Origin of the sequence: Streptococcus parasanguinis (assembly GCF_047463195.1) — a bacterium.
GTDB classification, from domain to species: Bacteria; Bacillota; Bacilli; order Lactobacillales; family Streptococcaceae; genus Streptococcus; species Streptococcus parasanguinis_R.
Window position 1 is genome coordinate 26,012 of the sequence record NZ_JASHEI010000006.1, and the last position, 25,303, is coordinate 51,314.

At 42.0% G+C, this 25,303-nt stretch carries 25 protein-coding genes and 1 riboswitch; of the genes, 1 reads left to right on the forward strand and 24 read right to left on the reverse strand.

Going from position 1 to position 25,303, the window contains the following annotated elements; genetic code table 11:
• Positions 1–167 precede the first annotated feature (167 nt).
• Genes QM870_RS06325 through QM870_RS06360 form a run of 8 tightly spaced genes read right to left on the reverse strand, consistent with a single transcriptional unit; the run spans position 168 to position 6,656 of the window.
• Positions 168–770 carry a lysozyme family protein gene (locus QM870_RS06325; protein ID WP_003007284.1) on the reverse strand — a complete coding sequence of 201 codons (603 nt, stop codon included), beginning with the start codon at positions 768–770 and terminating at the stop codon, positions 168–170.
• Positions 770–1,744 (reverse strand): nucleoid-associated protein, encoded by a 975-nt coding sequence (locus tag QM870_RS06330; RefSeq protein WP_414369082.1) that lies wholly within the window; start codon positions 1,742–1,744, stop codon positions 770–772. Before QM870_RS06330 ends, QM870_RS06325 begins: the two co-directional genes overlap by 1 nt.
• An 8-nt stretch (positions 1,745–1,752) precedes the next feature.
• Positions 1,753–3,009 carry a serine hydroxymethyltransferase gene (gene glyA, locus QM870_RS06335; protein WP_195529454.1) on the reverse strand — a complete coding sequence of 419 codons (1,257 nt, stop codon included), beginning with the start codon at positions 3,007–3,009 and terminating at the stop codon, positions 1,753–1,755.
• A 38-nt stretch (positions 3,010–3,047) separates the two neighbouring features.
• Positions 3,048–3,659 (reverse strand): L-threonylcarbamoyladenylate synthase, encoded by a 612-nt coding sequence (locus QM870_RS06340; protein WP_150906069.1) that lies wholly within the window; start codon positions 3,657–3,659, stop codon positions 3,048–3,050.
• Positions 3,646–4,482 (reverse strand): peptide chain release factor N(5)-glutamine methyltransferase, encoded by an 837-nt coding sequence (gene prmC, locus QM870_RS06345; RefSeq protein ID WP_414369084.1) that lies wholly within the window; start codon positions 4,480–4,482, stop codon positions 3,646–3,648. The genes QM870_RS06340 and prmC overlap by 14 nt, the downstream gene beginning before the upstream one ends.
• Positions 4,482–5,561 carry a peptide chain release factor 1 gene (gene prfA, locus QM870_RS06350; RefSeq protein ID WP_003007273.1) on the reverse strand — a complete coding sequence of 360 codons (1,080 nt, stop codon included), beginning with the start codon at positions 5,559–5,561 and terminating at the stop codon, positions 4,482–4,484. The genes prmC and prfA overlap by 1 nt, the downstream gene beginning before the upstream one ends.
• 9 nt (positions 5,562–5,570) lie before the next feature.
• Positions 5,571–6,050 carry a GNAT family N-acetyltransferase gene (locus QM870_RS06355; protein ID WP_155169212.1) on the reverse strand — a complete coding sequence of 160 codons (480 nt, stop codon included), beginning with the start codon at positions 6,048–6,050 and terminating at the stop codon, positions 5,571–5,573.
• A 21-nt stretch (positions 6,051–6,071) separates the two neighbouring features.
• A complete protein-coding gene (locus QM870_RS06360) occupies positions 6,072–6,656 on the reverse strand; it encodes a thymidine kinase (RefSeq protein WP_023918101.1) in 585 nt (194 codons plus the stop codon).
• Between the two features lie 114 nt (positions 6,657–6,770).
• Here QM870_RS06360 and QM870_RS06365 point away from each other — a divergent pair, with 114 nt between their 5' ends.
• Positions 6,771–6,953, forward strand: coding sequence for a 4-oxalocrotonate tautomerase (locus QM870_RS06365; RefSeq protein ID WP_001117401.1), 183 nt, complete (start codon positions 6,771–6,773; stop codon positions 6,951–6,953).
• Between the two features lie 59 nt (positions 6,954–7,012).
• Here the strand turns inward: QM870_RS06365 and ilvD are convergent, their stop codons facing one another.
• The 16 genes from ilvD to nox form a co-directional block, all read right to left on the reverse strand.
• Positions 7,013–8,731: a dihydroxy-acid dehydratase gene (ilvD, locus tag QM870_RS06370; protein ID WP_414369086.1), complete on the reverse strand. Its 1,719-nt coding sequence runs from the start codon at positions 8,729–8,731 to the stop codon at positions 7,013–7,015.
• A 126-nt stretch (positions 8,732–8,857) separates the two neighbouring features.
• Complete coding sequence (locus QM870_RS06375) at positions 8,858–10,201, reverse strand: MATE family efflux transporter (RefSeq protein ID WP_129299274.1); 1,344 nt, start codon at positions 10,199–10,201, stop codon at positions 8,858–8,860.
• 110 nt (positions 10,202–10,311) lie between these two features.
• The gene (locus QM870_RS06380) at positions 10,312–11,574 is read right to left on the reverse strand and encodes a nucleobase:cation symporter-2 family protein (RefSeq protein WP_414369089.1); all 1,263 of its coding nucleotides are present in this window, start codon (positions 11,572–11,574) and stop codon (positions 10,312–10,314) included.
• Entirely contained in the window at positions 11,574–12,155 is a 582-nt protein-coding gene (locus tag QM870_RS06385; RefSeq protein WP_414369091.1) for a xanthine phosphoribosyltransferase, read from the reverse strand. The genes QM870_RS06380 and QM870_RS06385 overlap by 1 nt, the downstream gene beginning before the upstream one ends.
• An 89-nt stretch (positions 12,156–12,244) precedes the next feature.
• A riboswitch (purine riboswitch) is annotated at positions 12,245–12,340 on the reverse strand.
• Positions 12,330–13,313 (reverse strand): GMP reductase, encoded by a 984-nt coding sequence (gene guaC / locus QM870_RS06390; protein WP_414369093.1) that lies wholly within the window; start codon positions 13,311–13,313, stop codon positions 12,330–12,332. Its footprint overlaps the riboswitch before it by 11 nt.
• Positions 13,314–13,494: 181 nt before the next feature.
• Positions 13,495–14,220 carry an alpha/beta fold hydrolase gene (locus QM870_RS06395; RefSeq protein ID WP_414369095.1) on the reverse strand — a complete coding sequence of 242 codons (726 nt, stop codon included), beginning with the start codon at positions 14,218–14,220 and terminating at the stop codon, positions 13,495–13,497.
• A gap of 42 nt (positions 14,221–14,262) precedes the next feature.
• The gene (locus QM870_RS06400; RefSeq protein WP_023918094.1) at positions 14,263–14,859 is read right to left on the reverse strand and encodes a hypothetical protein; all 597 of its coding nucleotides are present in this window, start codon (positions 14,857–14,859) and stop codon (positions 14,263–14,265) included.
• Positions 14,860–15,009: 150 nt separating this feature from the next.
• On the reverse strand, positions 15,010–15,546 hold the full coding sequence (locus tag QM870_RS06405; RefSeq protein WP_023918092.1) for a hypothetical protein: 537 nt from the start codon (positions 15,544–15,546) through the stop codon (positions 15,010–15,012).
• A 314-nt stretch (positions 15,547–15,860) separates the two neighbouring features.
• Positions 15,861–16,478, reverse strand: coding sequence for an SAP domain-containing protein (locus tag QM870_RS06410; RefSeq protein ID WP_023918090.1), 618 nt, complete (start codon positions 16,476–16,478; stop codon positions 15,861–15,863).
• A 713-nt stretch (positions 16,479–17,191) separates the two neighbouring features.
• A complete protein-coding gene (locus tag QM870_RS06415) occupies positions 17,192–17,389 on the reverse strand; it encodes a Sec-independent protein translocase subunit TatA/TatB (protein WP_023918087.1) in 198 nt (65 codons plus the stop codon).
• Positions 17,389–18,108, reverse strand: a complete 720-nt coding sequence (gene tatC, locus QM870_RS06420; RefSeq protein WP_201087620.1) for a twin-arginine translocase subunit TatC — start codon at positions 18,106–18,108, stop codon at positions 17,389–17,391. The genes QM870_RS06415 and tatC overlap by 1 nt, the downstream gene beginning before the upstream one ends.
• Positions 18,095–19,780, reverse strand: a complete 1,686-nt coding sequence (locus QM870_RS06425; protein WP_414369098.1) for an FTR1 family iron permease — start codon at positions 19,778–19,780, stop codon at positions 18,095–18,097. The genes tatC and QM870_RS06425 overlap by 14 nt, the downstream gene beginning before the upstream one ends.
• A complete protein-coding gene (efeB, locus tag QM870_RS06430; RefSeq protein WP_013903545.1) occupies positions 19,758–20,963 on the reverse strand; it encodes an iron uptake transporter deferrochelatase/peroxidase subunit in 1,206 nt (401 codons plus the stop codon). The genes QM870_RS06425 and efeB overlap by 23 nt, the downstream gene beginning before the upstream one ends.
• Before the next feature lie 5 nt (positions 20,964–20,968).
• Positions 20,969–21,841 carry an iron uptake system protein EfeO gene (efeO, locus tag QM870_RS06435; protein ID WP_414369100.1) on the reverse strand — a complete coding sequence of 291 codons (873 nt, stop codon included), beginning with the start codon at positions 21,839–21,841 and terminating at the stop codon, positions 20,969–20,971.
• Between the two features lie 110 nt (positions 21,842–21,951).
• On the reverse strand, positions 21,952–23,496 hold the full coding sequence (locus QM870_RS06440; RefSeq protein ID WP_414369102.1) for a ClC family H(+)/Cl(-) exchange transporter: 1,545 nt from the start codon (positions 23,494–23,496) through the stop codon (positions 21,952–21,954).
• Between the two features lie 361 nt (positions 23,497–23,857).
• Complete coding sequence (nox, locus tag QM870_RS06445; protein WP_223345096.1) at positions 23,858–25,234, reverse strand: H2O-forming NADH oxidase; 1,377 nt, start codon at positions 25,232–25,234, stop codon at positions 23,858–23,860.
• Between the last annotated feature and the right edge of the window lie 69 nt (positions 25,235–25,303).

The window sequence follows — 25,303 nt, forward strand, 5'->3', positions numbered from 1 at the left end:
AAAGAAGTAAATAAAGAATTTACCCACTTCGATTTTCATTATACAGTTGATTTCTTAAAACTAGCTTACAGTTTTTTTAAGAATGCATGACATTTTTATTTTCCCTAAAAACCGGAGGCAGAACTGATCAGCTTAAAAAAAGAGCCAAGCGGCTCTCTTTAAAATGATTAAAACCATGAAAATAACTTCATAATCGTCATATTGGTTTCTACTAAGCGAGAATAATAAATGTTACCCCCATTAATGTAGAGTTCCATCCCGTTTAAAAGAGAGATAGGGTGGAGGTAAAGATAAGTTTCACCGGTTACATTGCCAAGACTTGGCGCTACTACATCCCGTGAATAAGCTCGGGCCAACTCTAGGGAATTTGTCCCACCGTGTTTAGCCACATAATCAATGTAGTCTTTCCCGAAATTATAGGCTTGAACGGCTGTCCAGCTATCAACGCCTTTTTTCTTGGCTTCTTTTAACTCATCTGAAAGAGTCTGAATACCTTGGCGAATACTGGCCTTATTATCACTAATGGTATTGGTTTCACCACTTGCACTCTCACTTGCCTGCATGACATCGTCCTCTCGACCTTTGGTCTCCGTATAGATCATAGCAAGAATGAGGTTTTCATTGGCCGTGGTGTCCTCCTCAGCAAGGACTTCTCTAACCAGGGAGCGGTACTGCATGACTTGTTTGACATCATGGTGGATCTGAATTCCCTTGTAGATTCCAAATATTAGTAAGATGAATAAGAAGATCTTCACTATACGTTTAATCATTATTTACTCTGTATATCCTCAATATTTTTGATCAAAATAGAATAGGTTCCGTTATCGTTTAGAATAAATTCAACAGATTCTGCATCTTCATAGACATTATTCGGAACGATCAGTTCAATTCCATTGGACAATGACAATTTCTGATTTTCGAACTTCTTCAACTGGCGACTTGCATCAATCTCTTCAAAGGTGACAGGCTCTGGTACAGCTTCTTTAACTTGGTCAATAAAACTGAGGCGAGCTGTCAGATTGTCGTCGAAGAGATCATCCGCTAATTTCTCTGGAGAGAGTTTATTTTCTTCCTCAATATGGTTAAAAATAGCAGTTTTAACCTTTGATTGAAATTGAAAATCATCTGTGTTAAAGCTTTCCGCAATCTTCTGGGCTGTTTTTTCTAGCGCCTTGATCGATTTTTTAGGAGAGATCTTGGGTTGCGCCTGCAACAGATTCTCAGAAAAATAGTTCAAGAACGTCCCGTTGTACTTGATCCGTTTTTCAATCAAGTGGTATTTGCGACTTTGAAGATTGATGACCAAGGCCTCATCAGCACCAGTGCCAAAACCAGGTAGATTATTTTGCGTCAGCTTAATCGGATTATCCACTTCACCACCAAGATGCGTCAGGGTTTCCCGTAAGGCAATCCGAAGAAAGGCAAAATGGTCCACCCCTTCTTTTGAGAATTGAATGAACACCAAATCATTGGTCTTTTGATTCTCAGAGACGACAAATTCTTCCTTCCAGCGATTCGCTACTGCTACCGAAGTTTCTAATAGGTCATCTGAAATCATCTCAAGAAAAGGATTGTCCTCTTCGAAAATACCGGTCCTGGCTTCATCAGAGTAGACCCGTTCAATCTTTTTGCGCAAGTATTCCTCAATTTTAGGTGTGATATTGAGAAATTTATCTGCTAGATAGAGATCGGTATCGTCAGGGCTAAATTGATGAATGATGGCTTTTTTTACGTAAATATCCATAAGATGGTTTAGTCCTCGTAAAGTGGAAAGGCGTCTGTCAAGGCTTTGACTTGGCTACGTACTTCGTCTAATACTTCTTGCTTGTCCGCATTCTTCAGCGCTTTGATCATCATTTCAGCAACGGTGCGACTTTCTTTTTCACCAAAACCACGAGCGGTGATGGCTGCTGCACCAATCCGAATCCCACTGGTCTTAAATGGAGACAAGGTTTCATAAGGAATAGAGTTCTTGTTGAGGGTGATATTGACTTCATCCAACAAGTTTTGCGCCACTTTCCCATTTTCAACGACTTTAGTGACGTCGACAAGGAAAAGGTGGTTCTCTGTTCCGCCTGAGATGACGCGGAAATCAGGATCTTGCAAGAAGACATCAGCCATGGCCTGACTGTTCTTAATCACGTTGGCTGCATACTCTTTAAAGGCAGGATCCAACGCTTCTTTGAAAGCGACAGCTTTGGCTGCAACGACATGCTCCAATGGTCCTCCTTGAATACCAGGGAAAATAGCAGAGTTAATTTTCTTAGCTAACTCCTCATCATTAGTCAAGATCAGGCCTCCACGAGGGCCACGAAGGGTCTTGTGAGTGGTCGTTGTCGTGATATGGGCATAAGGAACTGGACTTGGATGGAGACCCGCTGCCACGAGACCAGCAATATGGGCCATGTCAACCATGAGCTTAGCTCCTACTGCATCTGCAATCTCACGGAATTTAGAGAAATCAATGATATGAGAGTAGGCTGAGGCACCAGCAACGATGAGTTTTGGCTTCACTTCTTGGGCTTGTTTTAAGATGGCATCAAAATCCAAGAGCTCTGTTTCAGGATCTACACTATAAGACACAAAGTTATAGGTTTGACCAGAGAAGCTCACAGAAGCTCCGTGCGTCAAATGTCCACCGGCAGCTAGATCCATCCCCATGACGGTATCACCAGGCTCAATCAAGGCCATATAGGCAGCACAGTTTGCCTGACTTCCTGAATGCGGTTGAACGTTCGCAAATTTAGCGCCAAAGATTTCTTTGGCCCGTTCGATCGCGAGACTTTCGACCACATCGACCACATCTGTCCCGCCATAGTAACGACGACCAGGATAGCCTTCGGCATATTTATTGGTCAGAATAGACCCTTGAGCAGCCATCACTGCCTTAGAGACGACATTTTCAGAAGCAATCAATTCAATATTGTTTTGTTGACGCTCTTCTTCTTTAGCGATCGCATTCCATAGGTCTGCATCATAGGCTTTGTAATCTTCTTTATCAAAAATCATAGGTCTACTCCTTTATAAAAAATTATTTATGTACATTATCACTGAGGAAGTTTATCATCCTCAAAGGAAAGCTCTGGCACTTGTGCAAGCAAATCAGCTTGTGTAATCGAACCTTGCCGCAAAATCCTGGCTTTAGAACCAGAGATATCCAAAATAGTTGAATCTTGGCCAGTCAAGAAGTCATCATCCTCTATACCAGGAACCACTTGATCAAATTCGCTTACAATAGCCTCATACTTTGTTCCACTTGCATGACCTGAAAGATTAGCCGAGGGACCAACCAAAGGACCGTACTTACGAATTAATTCCAACGTTTTTGGGTGAGCCGGAATACGGAAGCCAACTGTATCCAATCCTGAATGAATCCAGCCAGGTACCTTGTCATTCGCCTGAAGGATAATAGTCAGAGGTCCTGGTAAAAATGAATCAACCAGTTTTGTTAAATAACTAGGTTGATTTTTCGAATAAAGTCGAATCGCTTTTTCATCGGCTACATTTAAATTCAGAGCCTTGTCTCTAGGTCTACGTTTTAACTCGTATATATAATCGACTGCCTCTTGATTCAAAGCTTTGGCAAAAATACCATAGACTGTTTCAGTTGGCAGAATAACCGCACGTCCTGCTTCTAATTCTTTCTCAATGTGATCCATTGTCTACTACTACCATTCTATCTTGTCCAAATTGGTCTTTCAGAACGCGAACGCGTTTGTCGGGAAATGCCTCTTGAAAAAGCTCTTTTACCTTGCTTCCTTGCTTATAGCCAATTTCTAGGTAAATCTTTCCATCTGGTGTTAAAACACTTGGTGCTTGCTGGGCAATCTTTTCGTAGATGGCATATCCATCACGATCCGCAAAAAGAGCTAAGTGGGGTTCAGAGGCTAAAACATTGGCTCCAACCTCTTCTACATCATCCCGAGAGATATAGGGAGGGTTGGATACAATCAGGTCATAAGGACCTTCTAGTTCGTCCAGTACATCTGACGACTTGAAGGCAAGGACTGCTTCTAGCTGCTTGGCATTTTTTTGAGCCAGGGCTAAAGCCTCTTCTGATACATCGCTAGCTTGAACCCGCCAGGCAGGTCTAGCAAGGGCTAAGCTAATAGCGATAGCACCACTTCCTGTACCAATATCCAGAACTCGTAAGGCTTTCTCATCGTTTTCTTCGAGAATTAGAGCCACCAACTCCTCTGTTTCTGGGCGTGGAATCAGCACGCGCTCATCCACTGTAAAAATATGGCCACAGAATTCTGCACTGCCAATAATATATTGGGCTGGGACGTGATATTTCAACTGCTCAAAGATGGATTCAAGCAAGGCCTGATCCTCTACTTCCACTTCTTTTTGCAAGGCAAGGACAATGTCTGTAAAAGTCCAGTTTTTTAAAGCTCGATACGCGAAGGAGAGGCTTTCTGCTTCCTCTCCAACGGCTATTAATTCTTCTTCATACTGGGCTAATAATGGTCCCAACAACATTATTTGTTCAACTCTTCTAGTTTTTGTGTTTGATCATACAAGACCAAAGCATCGACCACTTCATCTAATTTACCAGATAGGATGGTGTCCAATTTTTGAAGGGTCAAGCCAATCCGGTGATCGGTCACACGGTTTTGAGGGAAGTTGTAAGTCCGGATCCGCTCTGAACGGTCACCAGTCCCGATAGTAGACTTCCGCTCAGCGTCTTGCTCGTCTTGGGCAATCTGAGCAAAGTGGTCAGCCACACGCGCACGGATAATCTTCATGGCTTTTTCGCGGTTCTTCTGTTGTGTCCGTTCTTCCTGCATCTCGACCTTGATATTGGTTGGCAAGTGGACGATTCGAACGGCTGTAGCGACCTTATTGACGTTCTGTCCACCCGCACCAGATGCGTGGTAGATGTCAATCCGAAGGTCTTTTGGATCAATGTCATACTCGACTTCTTCGATTTCTGGCATGACCAGAACGGTTGCTGTAGAGGTATGGACACGACCCTGGCTTTCTGTCACAGGAACCCGTTGTACCCGGTGGGCACCAGATTCGTACTTGAGTTTTGAATAAACCGATTGACCAGAAACCATGGCTACGACTTCTTTAATCCCGCCAACGCCATTGTAGGAAGCTTCCATGACTTCAAAACGCCAGCCTTGGCTTTCCGCGTATTTTTGGTACATCTGCAAGAGGTCGCCAGCAAACAATTGTGCTTCGTCTCCTCCTGCTGCTCCACGGATTTCCAAGATAATGTTCTTGTCATCGTTTGGATCTTTTGGAAGAAGTAAAATCTTCAGTTTTTCTTCGTACTCTTCTTTTTCAGCCTTAGCATCTTTTAACTCTTGCTTGGCCATTTCTTCCAAATCAGCGTCTCCGCCTGCTTCTTTAATCATTTCCTCAGCGTCAACAATGTTTTGAAGGACTTGCTTGTACTCACGGTAAGCTGTCACCGTGTCACGGGTGGAAGCTTCTTCTTTTGAAAGCTCCATAAAGCGTTTGGTATCAGAGACCACATCTGGGTCACTCAGTAATTCTCCTAACTCTTCGTATCGGTCTTCTACAGCTTGTAGTTGATCATAGATATTCATGTTTGCTCCTTAATTCTTGGTTGTTAGATCATAGATTGCTACAATTTCGTTTTCTATGACTTCGCCAGTTTCTTTAAATCCATAATGGAGATAGCAAGATCTCGCTTGATTATTTTCCGGTTCATAAGATAACCAAAGACTTGTTGCTTTTCCAGCTGGCTCTGTTCGAACAAAGTCAATGACTGCATCCATAGTCGGTTTAAAATAGCCTAAACCTTGAAATCGTTTATCGATCATAAAACGAAATAACAAGTAGTTCCCCTTGCTGATCCCAATTTTCTGGTCATAGGCAATCATAACAAAACCAACTAATGCTTCCTTATCATAAACTGCTAAGGGAGCTATAAAATCACCATTTTTATCATATACATAGGCTTCAGCTAAACTAATGGAATTGGATGCAATAAAATTCCTTTGGTTTGGATGAACTTCTAGATTTAAAACGTCAAAATAATTCTCTATTGTAATATCTTTTAAACAAATAGACATTATTATCCTCTCTAAAACGTTCTAGACGCTTTCGGTTGGTATGTCTGGATTAAAATAATGTTTGCGGCAAACGGAGATATAGGTCTCGTGTCCACCGATCTGGATCTGCTCTCCGTCGTAGACAGGTTTACCTGCTTGGGTACGCAAAACCATGGTCGCCTTGCGGGAACAGTACTGGCAGATGGTTTTGATCTCCTCGATCTTGTCGGCTAACAAGAGGAGGTGTTTGGAACCTTCAAAGAGTTCATTTCGGAAATCATTTTTGAGGCCAAAAGCCATGACCGGCACATCCAGTTCATCAACGACTCTTGCCAAGTCATAGACATGGTGGCGTTTCAAAAACTGAGCTTCATCGATTAAGACACAGTAAGGTTTGATCGTTTGGTTTTTAATAAAGCCAAAGATATCGGTTTCCTCTTCGATCGCAACGGCTTCGCGTTTCATACCGATCCGGCTAGAAACCACTCCTACTCCATCTCTGGTGTCGATTGCTGATGTCATGATAACGACGCTCTTGCCTTGCTCTTCATAATTATGGGCCACCTTCAAGATCTCAATGGTTTTCCCCGAGTTCATGGTCCCATATTTATAATATAATTGTGCCATTTTCCTTCTGTTCTCTCTAAAATGTGTTTCATTATCATTTTACCATAATTTTGCTAAGCTTTGTATCCCAAAATGTGATAAAATAGTCCTATAAAAAATTTAGGAGGTGGCCATATGCCATTTGTACGAATTGACCTATTTGAAGGACGCACATTGGAACAAAAGAAAGCCTTGGCCAAGGAAGTAACCGAAGCTGTTGTCCGCAATACTGGTGCTCCTCAGTCAGCTGTTCACGTCATCATTAACGATATGCCTGAAGGAACCTACTTCCCTCAAGGTGAAATGCGCACCAAATAATGGTTCCACTAAAAAAGCCTTTCTTGCTTGTGATATCACATAGCAGGAAAGGTTTTTTCTTATTTTTCTTGGGCTTGACGTTCTGCTTTCCGTTCTTCGAATTCTTCGTCACTCATCAAGGTTCCGCCGACATTGGCTGATTTGGCAAAGGCTGTATAGCGACGTAACCAACCGCTGGAAATTTTTGATTTGAAAGGTTTCAAATGTTTGCGACGTTCAGCAAGAGTTGCATCATCGACAAGTAGATCAAGGGTACGATTTGGTAGGTCAATCACGATTTCATCCCCATCTTCAATTAAGGCGATATTCCCACCTTCTGCTGCTTCTGGAGAAACGTGACCAATCGCAATCCCACGAGTAGCTCCTGAGAAACGACCATCCGTAATCAGTGCCACATCCTTACCAAGACCGCGTCCGACAATCTTAGAAGTTGGCGCTAGCATCTCTGGCATACCAGGTCCACCCTGAGGACCCTCGTAACGAATGACAACGACATGTCCCTTCTTGACTGTTCCATTGTCAATCAACTCAAGGGCTTGATCTTGTGAATCACAACAAATAGCTTTACCACGGAAAGTGGTCACAGATGGATCGACCCCACCGACCTTGATAACAGCCCCATCCTGAGCGATATTTCCATAAAGGATCGATAAACCACCTACAGGTGAAATCGGATGCTCAATTGGATGGATAATTTCTTCATTTTTGATTTCAGCACCAGCTACGTTTTCTTTCAAGGTTTTACCTGTAACTGTGATACGATCACCCTTAATGGCACCTTTTTTGATCAACTGATTGATAATGGCTGGAACACCACCAGCTTCATGCACATCATGCATCGTGTAAACACTTGAAGGGGCAATTTTAGAAAGATAAGGTGTCTTCTTGGCAATCTCGTTGATATCTTTGAGATCATAGTCAATCCCTGCTTCACGCGCAATTGCGAGCGTATGAAGCACAGTATTGGTAGAACCACCCATGGCCATATCGAGCGCAAAGGCATCATCGATGGCTTCTTTGGTCACAATATCCCGTGGACGGATACCCTTTTTAATATTCTCTACCAATTGTTTGGCCGCTTGGCGAACCAATTCCCGGCGTTCATCTGAAACGGCTAGGATAGTACCGTTACCTGGAAGAGCAAGGCCTAATACTTCCATCAAACAGTTCATGGAATTGGCAGTAAACATACCAGAACAAGAGCCACAGGTTGGGCAGGCATTTTTTTCCAAGAAATCCAGCTCATCCATGCCCATATCACCAGCTTGATAAGTACCGACAGCTTCAAACAAACTTGAGAGAGTCGCCTGATGCCCCGTCATGTCAACGCCACCCTTCATAGGTCCACCAGAACAAAATACAGCTGGCACATTGGTCCGCATGGCTGCTAAAATCATTCCTGGTGTAATCTTATCACAGTTAGGAATATAGAAAACACCATCAAACCAGTGGGCGTTGATGACTGTTTCAGCAGCATCTGCGATCAACTCACGAGATGGCAAACTGTAACGCATCCCGATATGGCCCATCGCAATCCCATCATCGACACCGATTGTGTTAAATTCAAAAGGAATCCCACCAGCCTCGCGGATAGCTTCCTTGGCAATATCAGCTAACTCACGCAGGTGAACATGGCCTGGAACGATATCAATATAGGAGTTACAAATGGCAATAAAGGGCTTTTGCATATCCTTTGCTGATTTTACTTGCCCTGTTGCATAAAGGAGACCACGCGCTGGTGCTCGGTCGATCCCCATTTTGATCATATCACTTCTCATCTTGTTCTCCTTCTAGTTCTTCATTTCTACCTCATAATCTTACCACTTTGACATCAATTGTCAAGAACTTTCAGAAAATTTATAATATTCACGGTACACAAAAAGCCTGGTTTCCCAGACTTCATTTTAGTTTGTTTGCTTTTTTTCGATTTGCCAGAGCCGAAGCTGGTAACAAATTCCACTCACGACAAGGCTAGAAATAAGACCGATCCAATAAGCATAGGGACCCAAGTTGGTCACATGATCAAGGAAAATCCCTAGTGGGATAGAGATACACCAATAACTAAAAACGCCTAATAAGAAAGGAACAGTCGTATCCTTATAGCCCCGCAAAATCCCTTGTAGGGGTGCTGCAAAGGTATCGGCTACTTGGAAAAAGAGACTATAGGTCATGAAAATCGCTGTTTGCTGCACAAAGACTGGATCCTTGCCATATAGCCCTGCTAGTTGGAAGCGGAATGTATAGAGAAAGACGAGAGTGACAATCGCAAATCCAAAGGCTGTCAGTCGTCCCAAACGGCAATATTGTTTGACCACTTCTGGTCTTCCTGCTCCCAGTTCGTAAGATACGATAATCGCCATGGTACTTGAGATACTAACCGGGAAAGCATACATCAGGGTAGAAAAATTCATGGCTGATTGGTGACTGGCGATGGTTAATGATGGGAATTTTGCCATCAACAGACCAACCAGCGAGAAGATGATGACTTCTGCAAAAACAATTCCACCGATTGGAAGCCCAAGGCGCAGTACTTCTTTCATCCCTTTAAAATCATAAGGCTGTGGCTTCCACAATTGGAAAGGTGCTACCTTAGGGTGCTTGCACAAGATCAAAACTGCAATAGCCAGCAAGACCCAGTAGGCCAGAGAGGTTCCAAGACCTGCTCCTGCTCCTCCCATCTCAGGAAAGCCAAAAGCTCCATAGATCAAGATATAGTTAAAACAAGCATTCAAAGGCAAGAGCAAGAGCATCAAGTACATCGATAAACGCGTCATTCCCAACGTATCAAGGAAGGTCCGCACGATGCTAAAGAGCAACAAGGGTAAGATTCCTAGAGAAAGTAAATATAAGTAGCGAATGGCTATTTGAGCAACAACATTTTCTAAGCCGATCTGCTTGAGAATCATGGGCGCAATCCCCCAGACAAAGCCTATTAAGAGAATGGCCATACCAAATGACATATAGAGGAATTGGTAAAAATCACCAGCAATCCGTTCTTTATTTCCCTTGCCTAAATGATGCCCAACAATCGGCGTCAGCGCAGAGACAATCCCTGTCAGGAAAGTAAAAAATGGATTCCACAGACTGGTAGCTGTAGAAACACCAGCCAAATCAAGGGTCCGGTACTGACCAGTCATGGCTGTATCGACAAAGCTGGCCGAATAATTGGCCAATTGATAGATCAAAATCGGCAAAAATAGACTCAAAAACAAGCGTAAGCGCTCTTTAAAGTGATAGGTTACATACATGATTCTAACTCTCTTCTCATCAAATAAGATTTTCTCCTCTTCCACTCTACTATATGTTTCTTTAAAAGTCAAAAAAACCGAAGATCCAAGGACCTCCGGTTCATGTGAGATTAGTGTTTGTTACGGTTTAAAATAGCATTGAGAACGATCGCCAAGACACTGGCAACGACAATTCCGTTCGCAAAGAACATTTGGAATCCTGTTGGAAGGCCGTTGAAGAGAGTGCTGTTGTTCAAACCAACCCCTGCAGCAATCGATACAGCAGCGATCAAGAAATTGTTCTCATTGTGTTCAAAATCAACACGCGCAAGGATCTGCATCCCTTGAATCGATACAAAACCAAACATGACTAGCATCGCTCCCCCAAGAACTGGACTTGGAATGATTTGTGCCAAAGCACCAAACTTAGGAAGGAGACCAAGAAGAACAAGGAAACCAGCCGCATAGTAGATTGGAAGACGAGTCTTGATACCAGACAATTTCACCAAGCCAACGTTTTGTGAGAATCCGGTGTAAGGGAAGGTGTTGAAGATACCACCGAGGAGAACGGCCAACCCTTCAGCGCGGTAACCATTGCGAAGGCGCGTGCTATTAATTGGATCTTTAGTAATATCAGAAAGTGCAAGATAAACACCTGTTGATTCAACCATAGAAACTGTCGCGATGATACACATCATGACGATTGAGGTGATTTCAAACTTAGGAGCTCCAAAGAAGAAAGGCGTTGGAACGTGAACAACTGGTGCTTGAGCCACAGGTGTGAAGTCTACCAAGCCCATAGAAGCCGCAATGGCAGTCCCTGCGATCAAACCAATCAAAATTGAAATGGATTTAATAAAACCAGTCGTATAGATATTAACAACTAAAATGATGAGAATGGTCACTACAGCCAAAATCAAGCTTTGAACGGTTGGTTTTGGCGCATTATTTCCCATATTTCCAATCGCTACTGGAATCAAGGTCAAACCAATGGTGGTAATAACGGATCCCGTTACAATTGATGGGAAGAGATTGGCAATCTTAGAGAAGAAACCAGAGACAAGGATGACATAAATCCCTGAGACAATCAAGGCACCAAACATGGCACCACTACCATGGCTAGCCCCGATCATACTGAGAGGCGCTACAGACTGAAAGGCAACTCCAAGGACTACTGGAAGTCCGATCCCAAAGTATTTATTGAGTTGCACTTGAAGGAAAGTTGCTACCCCACACATGAAGATATCTGTAGAGATGAGGTAGGTTAGTTGATGATCGTTATAGCCCAAAGCTCTTGCGATCATGATCGGCACCAAAATAGATCCCGAATACATAGCCAAAAGGTGTTGCAAGCCTAGAACGGATGCCTGTGAATGGCTTTCTTGTTTTTGCATTAGATGTCTGCCTCCTTAAATACAACTTGACCATTTTCAAAACGGTCCAAACGTGCGAGGGATACAACTGGATATCCCAACTCTTCTAACAATCCCCGTCCATCTTGGAAGGATTTTTCAATGACGATTCCAACGGCTTCCACTTGAGCACCAGCTTGTTCGATGATTTGAATCAGGCCTTTGGCTGCTTGGCCATTTGCAAGGAAATCGTCAATGATCAAAACCTTATCAGATGGATCCAAGAATTTACCAGCGATTGACACGGTACTAGTGACTTGCTTGGTAAAGGAATAAACCTCAGCCGTCAAGATGCCCTCATTCATGGTAATGTTTTTCGCTTTCTTCGCAAAAATCATAGGGACATCTAGTGCTTCCGCTACATAAAGGGCTGGCGCGATCCCAGACGCTTCAATGGTTACGACTTTGGTAATACCCGCATCTTTGAACCGGTCCGCAAAGGTCTGGCCAATTTCTTTCATGAGTTTGAAATCCACTTGGTGGGTCAAAAAGGAGTCCACCTTGAGGATATTCTCACCTAAAACGTTGCCATCTTTTAAGATGCGTTCTTCAAGTAATTTCATACTTCCTCCTACTTTCTATAAAATCCGTTACTTATTCACAAAACACAAAAAGGCCTGCAAAGCAAGCCTTGAATATCCTCTCACAAAAGGATTTATCTCGACTTACTTATTGTTAGGTGTTCCGGCACCTTGTAGAAACATCACGCCCATTCGTGAAATAAATAAGTAATTCAATTAGTGTGCATCGCCATTCCAGATGGAATTCTTAACGATCACATAGTCAACATGTTTCAAATCTGCTAATCTCCGACCTCCAGCATATGAGATCGAACTTTGCAAATCTTGTTCCATTTCTGTCAAGGTGTCTTGCAAATGACCCTTGGCAGGCAATAAAATCTTCTTGCCTTCGACATTCTTATAAGCACCTTTTTGGTACTCTGAAGCAGATCCATAGTACTCTTTGAAAGACTCTCCATCGATCTCTACTGTTTTACCAGGACTTTCGATATGACCTGCAAAAAGAGAACCAATCATGACCATAGACGCCCCGAAACGAATCGATTTGGCAATATCACCATGGGTCCGAATCCCACCGTCCGCAATAATTGGCTTACGCGCTGCTTTTGAGCACCAGCGAAGGGCAGCCAATTGCCAACCACCTGTACCAAATCCAGTCTTCACTTTGGTGATACAAACCTTACCAGGACCAATCCCGACCTTAGTCGCATCAGCTCCCGCATTTTCTAATTCACGAACAGCTTCAGGTGTTCCAACATTTCCAGCAATGACAAAGGTATCTGGCAATTCCTTCTTGATGTGTTGAATCATCCGAATGACACTATCCGCATGACCATGTGCGATATCAATGGTAATGTACTCAGGTGCATCTGCCTTTAATTGACTCACAAAGTCGTATTCGTATTCCTTAACACCAACCGAAATGGATGCGATTAAACCTTGATCATGCATGCGTTTGACAAAAGGAATCCGACCTGCTTCATCAAAGCGGTGCATGATGTAGAAGTATCCACCACGCGCCAACTGCTCTGCTACATTCTCATCCAAGATCGTCTGCATATTAGCTGGAACAACTGGTAGCTTGAAGGTATGCTTTCCAAATTGAACGGTTGTATCTGCTTCAGATCGACTATTGATGATACATTTGTTGGGGATCAACTGAATATCTTCATAGTCGAAAATAGGAAATTCATTTAACATAGATTGAAAAATCTCTTTTCTAAAAACTGACCTACCTATGCGCAAGCGCATCGCTACGTCTCTTGACGTTTCCTTGATAGATTATACCAAAGATACGGACTTAATGCAACGGGAATGATTTTATAGGAAATAACGTTCGGAAATTACAAAATAAAACCTGTTTCAAAAAGAGGAACAGGTTTTATTTATGAACATTTTGGAGCCAATTGTTCACTTCTATGGCGATGGCTTGGGGAGCCTCTGTATACAGTTCGTGCCCCAAGTCTTCTAGCAAGACTTGCTTGATCTTGGGATCTAGTTGATTCAGAGCTGCTTTCCTCCATTCAGGTTCTTCTTGGTATCGAGGGCCAATAAAGAGGACGGGCTTGTCCGAAAGTGAAATCTGGTCAGCCTTGATGCTACGTCGCAAGCGCAATAAGGCCAAGACTTTTTCTAGATCTAGATTTAATTCATATTGTTCACTCGCTGGATTCCAGCGATAGCTAGCCTCTACTGCTTTTCTCGCTATAGGCGTAGGATCTGTTCCATCACCGAATTCTGCTAACACGGCTTCTTCCAATGTCGAAAAGACTTGCTGCTGCATGAAGGACGATGTACCATCTAGTTCTTCCTCCAAAGGCAGGATCTTTTCCATATCCAGGTAGCCCCCATCCAAGAGAATCAGAGCCTTGATTTGATGGAACGCTGCAGCCAGATAGCGAGCCAAATCTCCACCCAAGGAATGCCCCAATAAAGAGATCTCTTCATCTTGTACAATCTTACCTTGAAACCAAGCATGAAGATCTTTTTCTGTCTGAATCATTTCTCTGTATGGATCTAGAAAGGTCACAGGAAAGCCTAGCTCATCCATTAGTGGAGCCAGATGGTAGCTATTACCACCTAGGCCACCGATAAAATAATACTGCATGTGTTTTGTCCTTTCTTTTTCATTCTATTTCATTGGTTAGCGCTACTCTCTCGCGTCTCCTTTATGGAGTTCCGTATTATAAACAATTTCTGCACCAGGGCTTCCTTTATCATCCTTTACGACTCCTATTAACTGACCATCTTCTACTAATAATTCAATATTTTCATCTGTACTACTTGCCTCTGTGAGTATAGCTCTCTTAGGCAAATGCTCCTCATTTGAAACGTCTACAGGTTTGCCATTTGAGTCCAGTAACTCAATGACTTCATTGCCACCTCCATCAAAATCAAGAACAATGTCTGAAATCAATCCATAACTTAATGGAATAAATTTCTTTATTTTATCTCCCAGAGTAGCTTTATTTCCATACTTGTCATAGATCGTCGGACGCACATAGGCATTTGAGAATGTTGACCCTTCTTCAGTAACGTAGATTGGGGAGAACTCAATCTTCTCAATCCCAGTATAGTGTTCTTTGATGTAGGTTCCGATTTGTTCTTCTAGCAAAAGAAAACCATGCTTATAGAGCTTTGTTGTTTTCGGTCCAAGATTCGGCTTCGTTAGTTTATTGTAGACAAAGTAACTACCGGATAGGATGAAAATTAAAATAGCAATGATCTTTACCCACTTTCTGCTCATCAGTCGCTCCTCCTTCTATCTACTTCAGTATAGCATATTTGGTTGGCTTTCCATCGCTATTCCTAACGAAACGGAATATAAAGATTTGAAATGTGGCGAAATTTTAAAGCATTTCACAGTCTCATGAAATACTTTTAAACTGTATTATTTTTATATGAATAGAAGACTAGTTCCTTCAGTTTTCTTGGTCTCTTCAATCCAATATTGCTCCTCTTTGGGGATCAAATGATCAAAACGTCCTGAAAAAAACTTCCATCCGTTTGGCACATATCTTTCGTAGTTTTTCATCCCCAGATGGTTTGAATAAAATTCTTCTTTATCAAAATCGATGAAAAGATCCGGAAGCAAGGCTTTTCCTTCCAGAATAATCTCTGAATTCAAGTTCTCCTCTTCCATTGAACGTTTGATCATTGAGATCAATTCTTCAACCGTCACCTTCAGCCAATCATCTTTATACATTTCTAAGTAGCTCTCAAGATTGCTTTTTGTAATCACATGAAGATTCTGCTGAATCTCAGGTAAATAGGAGAAATCAACATCCAGACCTGCTTCCTGGTATGCCTGAATATATTTATCGATATCCATTGTCCACATTTCGTTTGAACAAATATACCAGTTAAACTGATGATTTGCAATAACCCCAACAATATTTATTTCTGGTTTCTCTATCAATTGGTCTTTATTCACTAGTTTTTTCTCCCCTTCTCCTATCTACTTGTTCCGAACTGACAATAGGACTTACTTACCAAACATTATATATCTATGATACCGAATTATATTATGACAAGCAAGTTAATGACCGAGTCGCTAACAAAAAAGCCAGCTAAAAGGGTTTAGCTGACTGATGTCATATCTAATAAATCTTTCTCTGCTCGATCATCTAGCAGAGAAAGCAAGTATCCCACATTCTCTTATATTCTATAAAACAAAAAAGCACTCTGCAAAAACAGAGTGCTATCGTCTTTAATACTTTATATTCCGTTCGACAAACTTGAAGTTGTTTACTTACAGTACTCCTCTATTTTGTAGCTATATTCTTTTAGAAGTCCCCGTGAATAAATTTTTTTATTTTTTGAATCTCTAACTTCATTCCAAAGGATAGCCGCAACTTTTAACTTGTTGGAGTAATGATTGCTAAATTCATCGGCACAAAAGTCTTTTAGAAATTGATTCCATTGGCAAGCTGAATTATCATACTTGGCGTAGTCTGACTCTCCATAGTATATTTTAATCATATCTTGGATTGTAAAATTTATGTTGTTGTCCCGTTTTACTTTTCTCCAAGCAGTTGCCATATCAGCATTAAACTTAAACGGATTAACACCTGTTACAGCTGAAAAATAATCACGAAATTTCTGATTAAAGGAAAACCCACATTCAAGTAATGATGTATTTAGGGTTATTATTTCGGTTTGATTTTTGTTTCTTTTCCTCAAAACTTTTTCTACTCTATTTCCCCTAAAATATTGTTCTATAATATGATTTAATTCTTTTTTTGTACATCTGTATTCTAATCCAAGGTACTTACAAATTTGTGAAAGCTCTTCTCGATACCAGTAGTATCTGTTAAATTCTTCAAATGATTTTATATCTCTAAAATCAGGTCTATGTTCTTCCAAATGCTCGCCTCTACAACTCCAAATTTATCTCATTATACCATAGATAATAAAAGTCATATCAATTTATACCCATGCCACATAAAGCTATAACAGAATATATTACAATCTTGTAATTACTGTATTTCTATTAAGCTTAACATTCTTATAAAATAAATAAGAAAAACAAACGATATAGTCCATCACTAGTAACAAGAAATACTAGAAGTTGAAAGATATAAAAACATTTAAATGGAAAGCATAGCAATAAACAAAACAGTCAGTAAAACGATGGTTTTGTTGTGTTGTTTCACTTGCTTTCTAATTTCCTCTTTTGACTTTATCCGCAGACGCCCTTTGTATTTTGATTTAGTCATGGAACTTCTAATAAGTTCGCTGACGTCCGTACTCACTTAAGGAAAGTTTTTTATATGACTTTATCTTCAATCTGAGACCGTTAAAACCTCTTTGTTTGAATCTTTCTAACTGAATTGGACACAAAAAATCCACTCACTCGGGGTGAAATGGATTGTTTCTTCATTAACGGTTCAACAAGAAATTGAACAATTTTTCGACAATTTTTACGACCAACCAGCATAAGAATCCGATATAGCTAAAATAGAAAATGAGTGACAAAATCGTAATAATCATGGTTTCCTCCTTCGTCGATTGCAAGTACTTGTCTTATTATACCTTTTTATGCAATCGAACTCAATAGAATTTTGAAAATTGTCTGATTATTCTTTTTCTTCTTTAGCTTCTTTGGCGTCTTGATCTGCTTCTTCACTGCCTTTATTGACAGCTGTCTTAAATTCAGCAAACATTTTGCCGATAGACTGGCCCAACTCAGGCAGGCGTTTTGGTCCAAAAATCAAGAGGGCGCCCAGGATGATGATGATCAAACCTGGTGCTCCAATATCACGTAAAATTCCCATTAGTTTCTCCTTTTTCTTGAATAGATGACTTTACTGATGGCGACACTGACTTCAAATAAGAGGATCAAAGGGAGTGTCATGGCCAAGTCACTGATAAAGTCTGCAGGGGTTAACACGACGGCTAAGACCAGCAGAACAAAGTAAGCGTAACGTCGGTAGGTTATTAAAAACTGTGGTGTCAAAAGTCCAATCGAGGTCAGAAAAGCGACCAAAACTGGTAACTCGAACAAGACCCCTAAAGGCAAGGTAGTATGCCATAAGAAGGTTAAATAATTTTGTGCTGTTAATTGGGTATCAAACAGCCCTTCTCCTAAACGCATCAAGACCTCTAAAATAGCTGGACTGACAAAGAAATAACCAAATGCAAGCCCCAGCACAAAGCAAATAAAGCTAGCTGGGATGTAGGCAAAGATTGCACGCGCCTCCTTCTCCTTCAGAGCCGGCCTTACAAATTGCCAGATCTGGTAGACAATAAAGGGCAAGGTCAGGCTAAAGGCTGTGAGATTGGCCAGCGATACATAGATCCAGAGGATATCATTCGGTCCCAGCACCAGCAGTTTTTGATGCAGGCTAGCCGTCAAGGCTTGGTAGAGCTCTCCTCCAAATACAAAGGCTACGATGAAGACGATAATATAACATAAGACCACTGCGATCAATCGTTTTCGAAATTCGACCAAGTGCTCAACAATGGTCATTTCATCTGCTCTACTCTTTGCCATGTTGTCTCACCGTGATGAGGGCGATCAGAGCCACAAACATTAACTGAGGAAGAAGAACTTCCCAGCTTGGATAGATGCCCGCCCAATCGATGGTTGGAAATCCATTGACCAAATGGCTAGGTAGGATATTGGTCAACTGCAGGGCGTGGATGCTGACACCGAGCATCTTGAAGGCCAAAGCGTAAATCAACCACGTCAGAATGAAAAAGATTCGATGAGGTTGGATAGCTTGACTAGCCTTGGTCATGGCCACTGCAATGATGATGAGAACGGCTATGGCAAGCCCGATTCCCAGTAAGAAATTCGCGGTTGTAATCCGCGGAATGATCCCGACATAGAAGAGAATGGTCTCAGCCCCTTCACGAAAGACTGCTAAGAAACTGAGGGCAAACATCGAGACAAAGCTTCCAGTAGCCGTCACGGTCTTCATCTGACGGTCCATAAAGGCATTCCACTGTTTGACAGAGGACTTGCTGTGGAGCCAAATTCCTATGAGAATCATCATGACCACAGCGAAAATTCCAACGCCACCTTCAATGATTTCCCGGTTAGCCCCCGAAGTAACGGCTGGAAAAGCTACTTGCAAAACAAGAGCGATCGCTGCACTGGCAAGAACACCAGCAATGGCTCCACCGTAGACCCATTTGAGGCCTTTCCTCATCTTAGCGGCCTTAAGGGTCGTCACAAGCGCCATGACAATCAGCAGCGCTTCTACTCCTTCACGCAGAAGAATCAACATGGCATCAAAAGCGTTGTAAGAAGCTGTAGTATCGATCGCAGACAGGTCCTTGATCAAGGCTTGTAATTTCTCTTGATAGGACTTTTCTTTCCCCTTGACCATAATGACCGGGGATTCACTTTCTACGCGCGTGTAGAGACTGGGATTGGTCGTGCTAACATCCCCTTCGATAGTTGGCCAGATCGTGATGAACTGCTTCATAGTCGCTGCAGCAGACTTTTCATCCCCAGCTTGGAATTGGCTTTGCGCCTTCTCCAAAAGCTTGATCCCATCGTTCAGCGTCAAATCCGTACTGGCACTGCTAATGGCCTCTCCTTTTACAAAGGCATCAATCCCATTTTTGAGGTCGTCATAAGAGGACTGGATGTTGGTAAAATCGGTAGGCTCTGTTTCAATACTACTGCGCAAGAGGGAAATGGCCGTCTCGATTTTGCCATAGTAGGCTGTGCTGTGATCTCTTACCACCGCTTCGTTTCGCGTCCAGGTATTATTAAGATCTGCATAGGTTTGACGGGTTTTATCCAGATCCTTAGCTGTAATGGCATCTTGTAGGTTCTTAAAATAAGGAGCGAGGCGACTCACGAGTTTGTCTTTTTCCGCCTCTAAATCGACTGGATTTTGCTCTTTTTCAAAAGCTAGCAAGGCTGATGAGATCTTGGTGATATCCTCTTTGGTTATCTCCCCTTTTATAGCTAAAGCTTGGCTAACTTTTTTTCCTGCCTTGGAATCATGGTGGTCCTTGGATTTAAAATCAGCCTGAATCTCAGCGATCAATTCCTTGGCCTTATCCTGGTTCTTATTTTCTACAGCGGTTGTTGCATCTGTGATCTTGATAAAGAGATCGCTATAAGATTCCGCAGCTACTGGATAAGTCCAGAACAAGGCAAGAATGCCTAACAAGATCAAGAGTTTATTCAAAGAGTGCTTGACCAAGGTAGCCTCCTTTCTCTACGCCTGCAAAGCAAGCAAAGAGTCCACTTCCAATATGGGTGATGTACTCGTTCATTTTATCCACTGCACCTAGATTGGTTTGGATTTTAACAAAACTGTTTGGATCTTTTTGAAAGGCGATAAAAATCAAACCAGCATCAAATTGCCCAGTCTGTTCATTGATGCCATCCGAATAGGAATAGGACCGCCGTAAAATCGGACGATCCACTTCTTTGGCCAAACGGACATGTGAATCTACTGGTAGTTTAGATAAATCTACTTCATCAAATTCGTTGGTTTTCCCAAATGGAGCGCCGGACTCCTTGTAGCGACCAAAGGTGTTTTCTTGCTCCTGCAAATTGGTCCGGTCCCAAGTTTCCAAGTGCATTTGGACTAGGCGAAGAGCCATATAGGAACCACCCTTCATCCAGTCCTTACTGTCAGTCCAGACGACCTTATCAAAGTCCTTCTCCGTCGTAACATTTGCTGTTCCATCTTTAAAGCCAAAGAGGTTACGCGGCGTTTCTTTTCTGTCACCAATCGCCGCAAAACCGGACTTGCTCCACTTCATGGTGATGGTATTGCGACCTTTGCGGATGAGATTTCGGACCGCATGAAAGGCTACTTGCTCATCGTCGGCACAGGCCTGAATGACGATATCTCCACCAGTGTATTTGTCCTGCAACTGCTCCTTTGGAAATGGAGGCAAATCACGAAAGAGCTTGGGACGTTTGGACTCTAAGCCCAGTTTCTTTAGAAAGGAAGCTGAAACCCCAAACGTCAGGCTCAAGCGATAGGGGTTGAGTCCCACTGTTTCACCTGTATCCGTTGGTGGCAAGAGGGCATTGGAACCATCTTTTTTGACCAATTCTCCTTCGACTAATTTACTACTATAGTCGGTCCAGTCTTTAAAGAGCTGGATGACTTCTTTTTTGTCCGTCGTGTGAAGATCCAGCACCACCAAGTAGCAAGCCTTCTGCATGGCCGTCGTAATCCCGGCTTGATGCTTGCCATAAAAGGAGATGTCTTCATCCCCATCATAAGCTTTTTTACTAGAACTGTCTTGATTAGCGAAAAAAGCAGATGCACCAGAGAGGCCCAGTGCTAGACCAGCCCCTCCAATACCTGCTTTTTTAAGAAATTCACGACGGTCCATTTTTTTATCTAAAAATTTTTCGTCAGCCATTTTTCTTATTTCCCATCTAAAATCACACCCATTTGAGACAACGGTTCACCAAGTTTGGTCACCGCTTCGGCCAATTCTTTGGTATCTTCCTTGGTCAAATCTGTGTAAGACTTGTAATTTGTTTCATCAGTCATGTGTTTGTCCAATAAATCATTGACATTTTTGAATTCTGCTTCCAAGGTTTTAACCAACTTGGCATCTTTTTTCTCAATCAAAGGTTTAAAGAGTGAGAAAATCTTTTCAGCTCCTTCAATATTGGCACGGAAGTCGTACAGATCTGTATGAGAGAAGACTTCTTCTTCACCCGTGATCTTTTGCGTTGCCACTTCATTGAGCAGATCAACAGCCCCAGTTAGCATCACATCAGGAGTCACATCAACGGTTGCGATCTTAGCTTTCAACTCCTTGATATCGTTCACCAGTTGGTCTGCATATTTGTCAGTGCCATCTGTGGTATTGTTTTCCCAAAGGATGCGTTCAATCCGGTGGAAGCCAGACCAGCCTTCTACTGATTTATTTTCATCCACATAGTCCACCAAACGATAGTCAATCTTCACATCAGACTCCCCAAAGGTTTCAGCAATCGGTTCGGAGCGTTCATAGGCCATGCGGATCAAGGGATATTGTTTTTTAGCTTCTTCCAAATTCCCAGCTTTTAGGGTATCTCGGAAACCTTCTGTATCCTTGAGCAATTGGTCAATTTGCATTTCAACAAAGTCTTTGTATTCAGCTGTCGCATTGTCCAAGGTCTTCTGGTCAGCCTTTGACAACTGCACCGTTGAGCTGGTTTGCGTCTTTTGACTCGACTGTTTGCTAGTAGAATTCGCACACCCTGCTAAAAGAGCAACACTCAATAAGAGTAGACTATATTTTTTCATGAAAGACTTCTCCTCTTTTGTTCTTGGACTTATTTTACCAGAAGTTTTCTCATTTTTCAACAATTGTCTGAAAATTTAATAATAGAAAGACTTTTCTAAGAAACTGTCTTTTACAAAAGAATATCCTTGACTCGTCCAATTTCAGATTCTTTCACCACCACAAAAATGCTATCACCTAGATACAAGCGGGTCGCACCATTGACCGTATAGCTCTTACCACTTCGCATTTGCGTGGTGATCAAAATATCTTGAGGGAGTTCGAGTTCATGAACTTGTTTCCCTGCAATCTTTTCGGATACAGGAATCTCAATCAAGGTCAACTCTCCTTCTTCTTGCGCCTTATCAGGTAAGAGTTGCTCCAGCATGGCTTCATAGACTGGTGCTCCATGGAAGAGATCCATGATCATGTAAGCCAGCAAGGTGACCATACCCAGTGGCATTAAACTACGAATATCACCGACCATCTCTGTTACCAAAATCATAGCTGTTAATGGCGCTTTTGAAATAGCTCCAAAATACCCACTCATTCCTAAAATGATGAAAAAAGGCAGCTGATTTTGAGAGATAAAGCCAATGTTTTGGAGGAAGGTTCCAACGATGGCCCCTAAAAGTGATCCTAATGCTAGTATGGGCAGGAAGATGCCACCTGGTAAGCCACTACCATAGCTCAACATACTCCAGATGAAACGGATCACAAAATAGAGAAGGATGGTCAGCACTGGATACGGTACTCGAGCTAAATCCAAGACCAATTGGTTCCCACCACCAAGAATTTGTGGAAGGAAATAGCCGATTGGAAGAATCGAGACAAAGGCAAATAAGGAAGAGTAATGAGAGGGAACATGAAAAATCTTTTCAAGTAAACGATACAATCGACCGATATTCAGCACCACTACTTCATAGACATAACCTGCTGCCCCCAAAAAGACTCCGAGAAAAAGGTAAATCCAGTACTGAGACAAATGGAGTGGCGGAATATTTTGCGGCATATGAAGTACGGGTGTTTGACCAAAGACATTGAGTGAAATAAAATTAGCAGTCAGACTAGCGGCCAAGGTCGAAATCCAAAAGAATCGAGAAAAATGATGGTAGACTTCTTCCACGACAAATAAAAGTCCTGCTATAGGTGCATTAAAGGCGGCTGCAAGCCCTGCAGCAGCTCCACTTGCAATCAAAGACCGCTCTTCAACTGGGCTGACCTTCAAATGATGGGCCACTCCTTTTCCACCCATAGCCCCTAATTGAATACTAGGACCTTCACGACCAAGCATCAAGCCACTTCCGATGGCCAAGACACCTAGAATATACTTCTTCCACAAGGTATCCCACCAGCTCACTGCTAAGAGTCCCTTGAGCTCTGCTTCGACTTGCGGAATTCCCGATCCCTTGATATCCCGATTGGTGCAAATAAGGCGACCAGCAATCAGTACGATCACCCCATACCCCAACAGCATCGCCAGCAAATAAAGTGGTTGACCAGACATCTCCTTGTAGACGCCTTGAACAAAATGAAAAATATGTTCGATTAAAAAGCGAAAACTTGAGACGATGCAGCCCACAACGATCCCAACCAGAACACCTCTGACAATATGGGCCACAATCGAACTAGAGGCAAAATGAAATTCCTTTTTTAAGGCTTCTTCTTTAGCAGACATTCCCTAACTCCTTCAAACTCTTATCCTATTCATTATACCTTATTTCACTGCCTCTGAATACATGGAAAGACAGAAAAAAACAAAACCACCCTTGTTAGTTTTGTTTAGAATGTAGACAAACCATTTTATCAAGTAAAATAAGTTAAGAAATTCTACAAAGAAATATAAATATGTTCTATTTATTATGGAATGAATAAAGAAAAGTCAAAACTTTCCGCTGTGAGAAAAGTGCCTGAAACAATACAGTTTCAGGCACTCGGAATTATTGAGACCTTAGGCTCAATAATTAGTCATGGAACTTCTACGAAGTTCGCTGACGTCCGTACTCACCTAAGGAAAGTTTTTAATAGAACTTTAGCTATTATTCAGCAGTTAAAGCTGCCATTGTGATGTAGTTGTAAGGTTTGTTGAAGTGTGGCAAGAAGAACAAGTCAGTCAAGGCTAACTTATCAATCGTCACGTGTTCTTGAATAGCAAGTGAGAACATGTGGATGGCCATTGAGATGGCGCTATCACGTGATACCATTTGAGCTCCAAGGATTTGACGAGTGTCTTTGTCATAAACAATCTTGATACCAACCTCATAGTTATCATGTTTAATAAATTCAGGTTTTTGAAGGTCATTGAAGCCTGTTTCAGTGGCATTGAAGCCGGCAGCTTTTGCTTTTTCAAGAGTCAAACCAGTTGAAACCATATGAAGGCCATAGATAGAGATACCGTTAGAACCTTGAACACCGATTCCTTCCAATTCATGACCAGTCGCATTGTAGGCACCAACAATACCTGAACGAACCGCATTAGATGCAAGTGCGATGTAGCTCATTTCACCACGTGCATTGTCATAGATAGTCGCACAGTCACCAACTGCATAGACACCTGGAAGTGACGTTTCTTGTTTCTTATCAACAAGGAAGGCACCATTGCGGAAGAGTTCAATCTTACCATCTGCAAGAGCTGTATTCGGACGGAAACCAACAGCCAAGATGACCATGTCTACATCGAAGGTTTCTTTATCGGTTACAAGACGTTCTACCTTACCATCTCCTTCAACTGCTTGAACAGTTTGTCCAAGAGCCAAACGGATGTTGTGGTCTTCCAAGTTTTTCGCCATGATGTCTGTAAAGTCTTTGTCATAGTAGCCGTTCAAGACAGTGTCCACGATATCCACCAAGACAACGTCTTTACCTAGACGTTCGAAAGCTTCAGCAAGTTCAACACCGATGTAACCACCACCAACTACAGCGATACGATTCAAGTGTTTGCTGTTGTCTTTCAATTTTTCGATCACTTCTTCAGCATTTTGGTACAATTTAACGAATTGAAGATTTTCAAGAGTTGCTTTGAATTCACGGTTACCAGGAACGATTTCAACTCCTTTAATTGGAGGAATGATTGGTGTTGAACCAGTCGCAAAGATTAATTTTTCATAAGATTCTTTGTGTTCTTTTCCATCAACTTCTGCAGTTACCACTTTGTTGTCATAGTCAATTGAAAGAACAGGAGAGTTCATGTAGACTTTTGCACCTTTTGCTTCCAATTTTTCTTTGTCAGAGTAGAAGAGACCTTCTGGACCATCAATTTGCTCACCGATCCAAAGCGCCATTCCGCACCCAAGGAATGAAATATTAGAGTTTTGGTCGAAAACTACAATTTCATTTTCATATCCAAAATTATCTAACATAGTGTTGATACATGCTGTTCCGGCATGGTTTGCCCCTACAACAACGATTTTACTCATAGAAAAAGTCCTACCTTTAATTTAATTTACTTCTTGATTATATCATAAAAATGATATCGGTTACAAGAT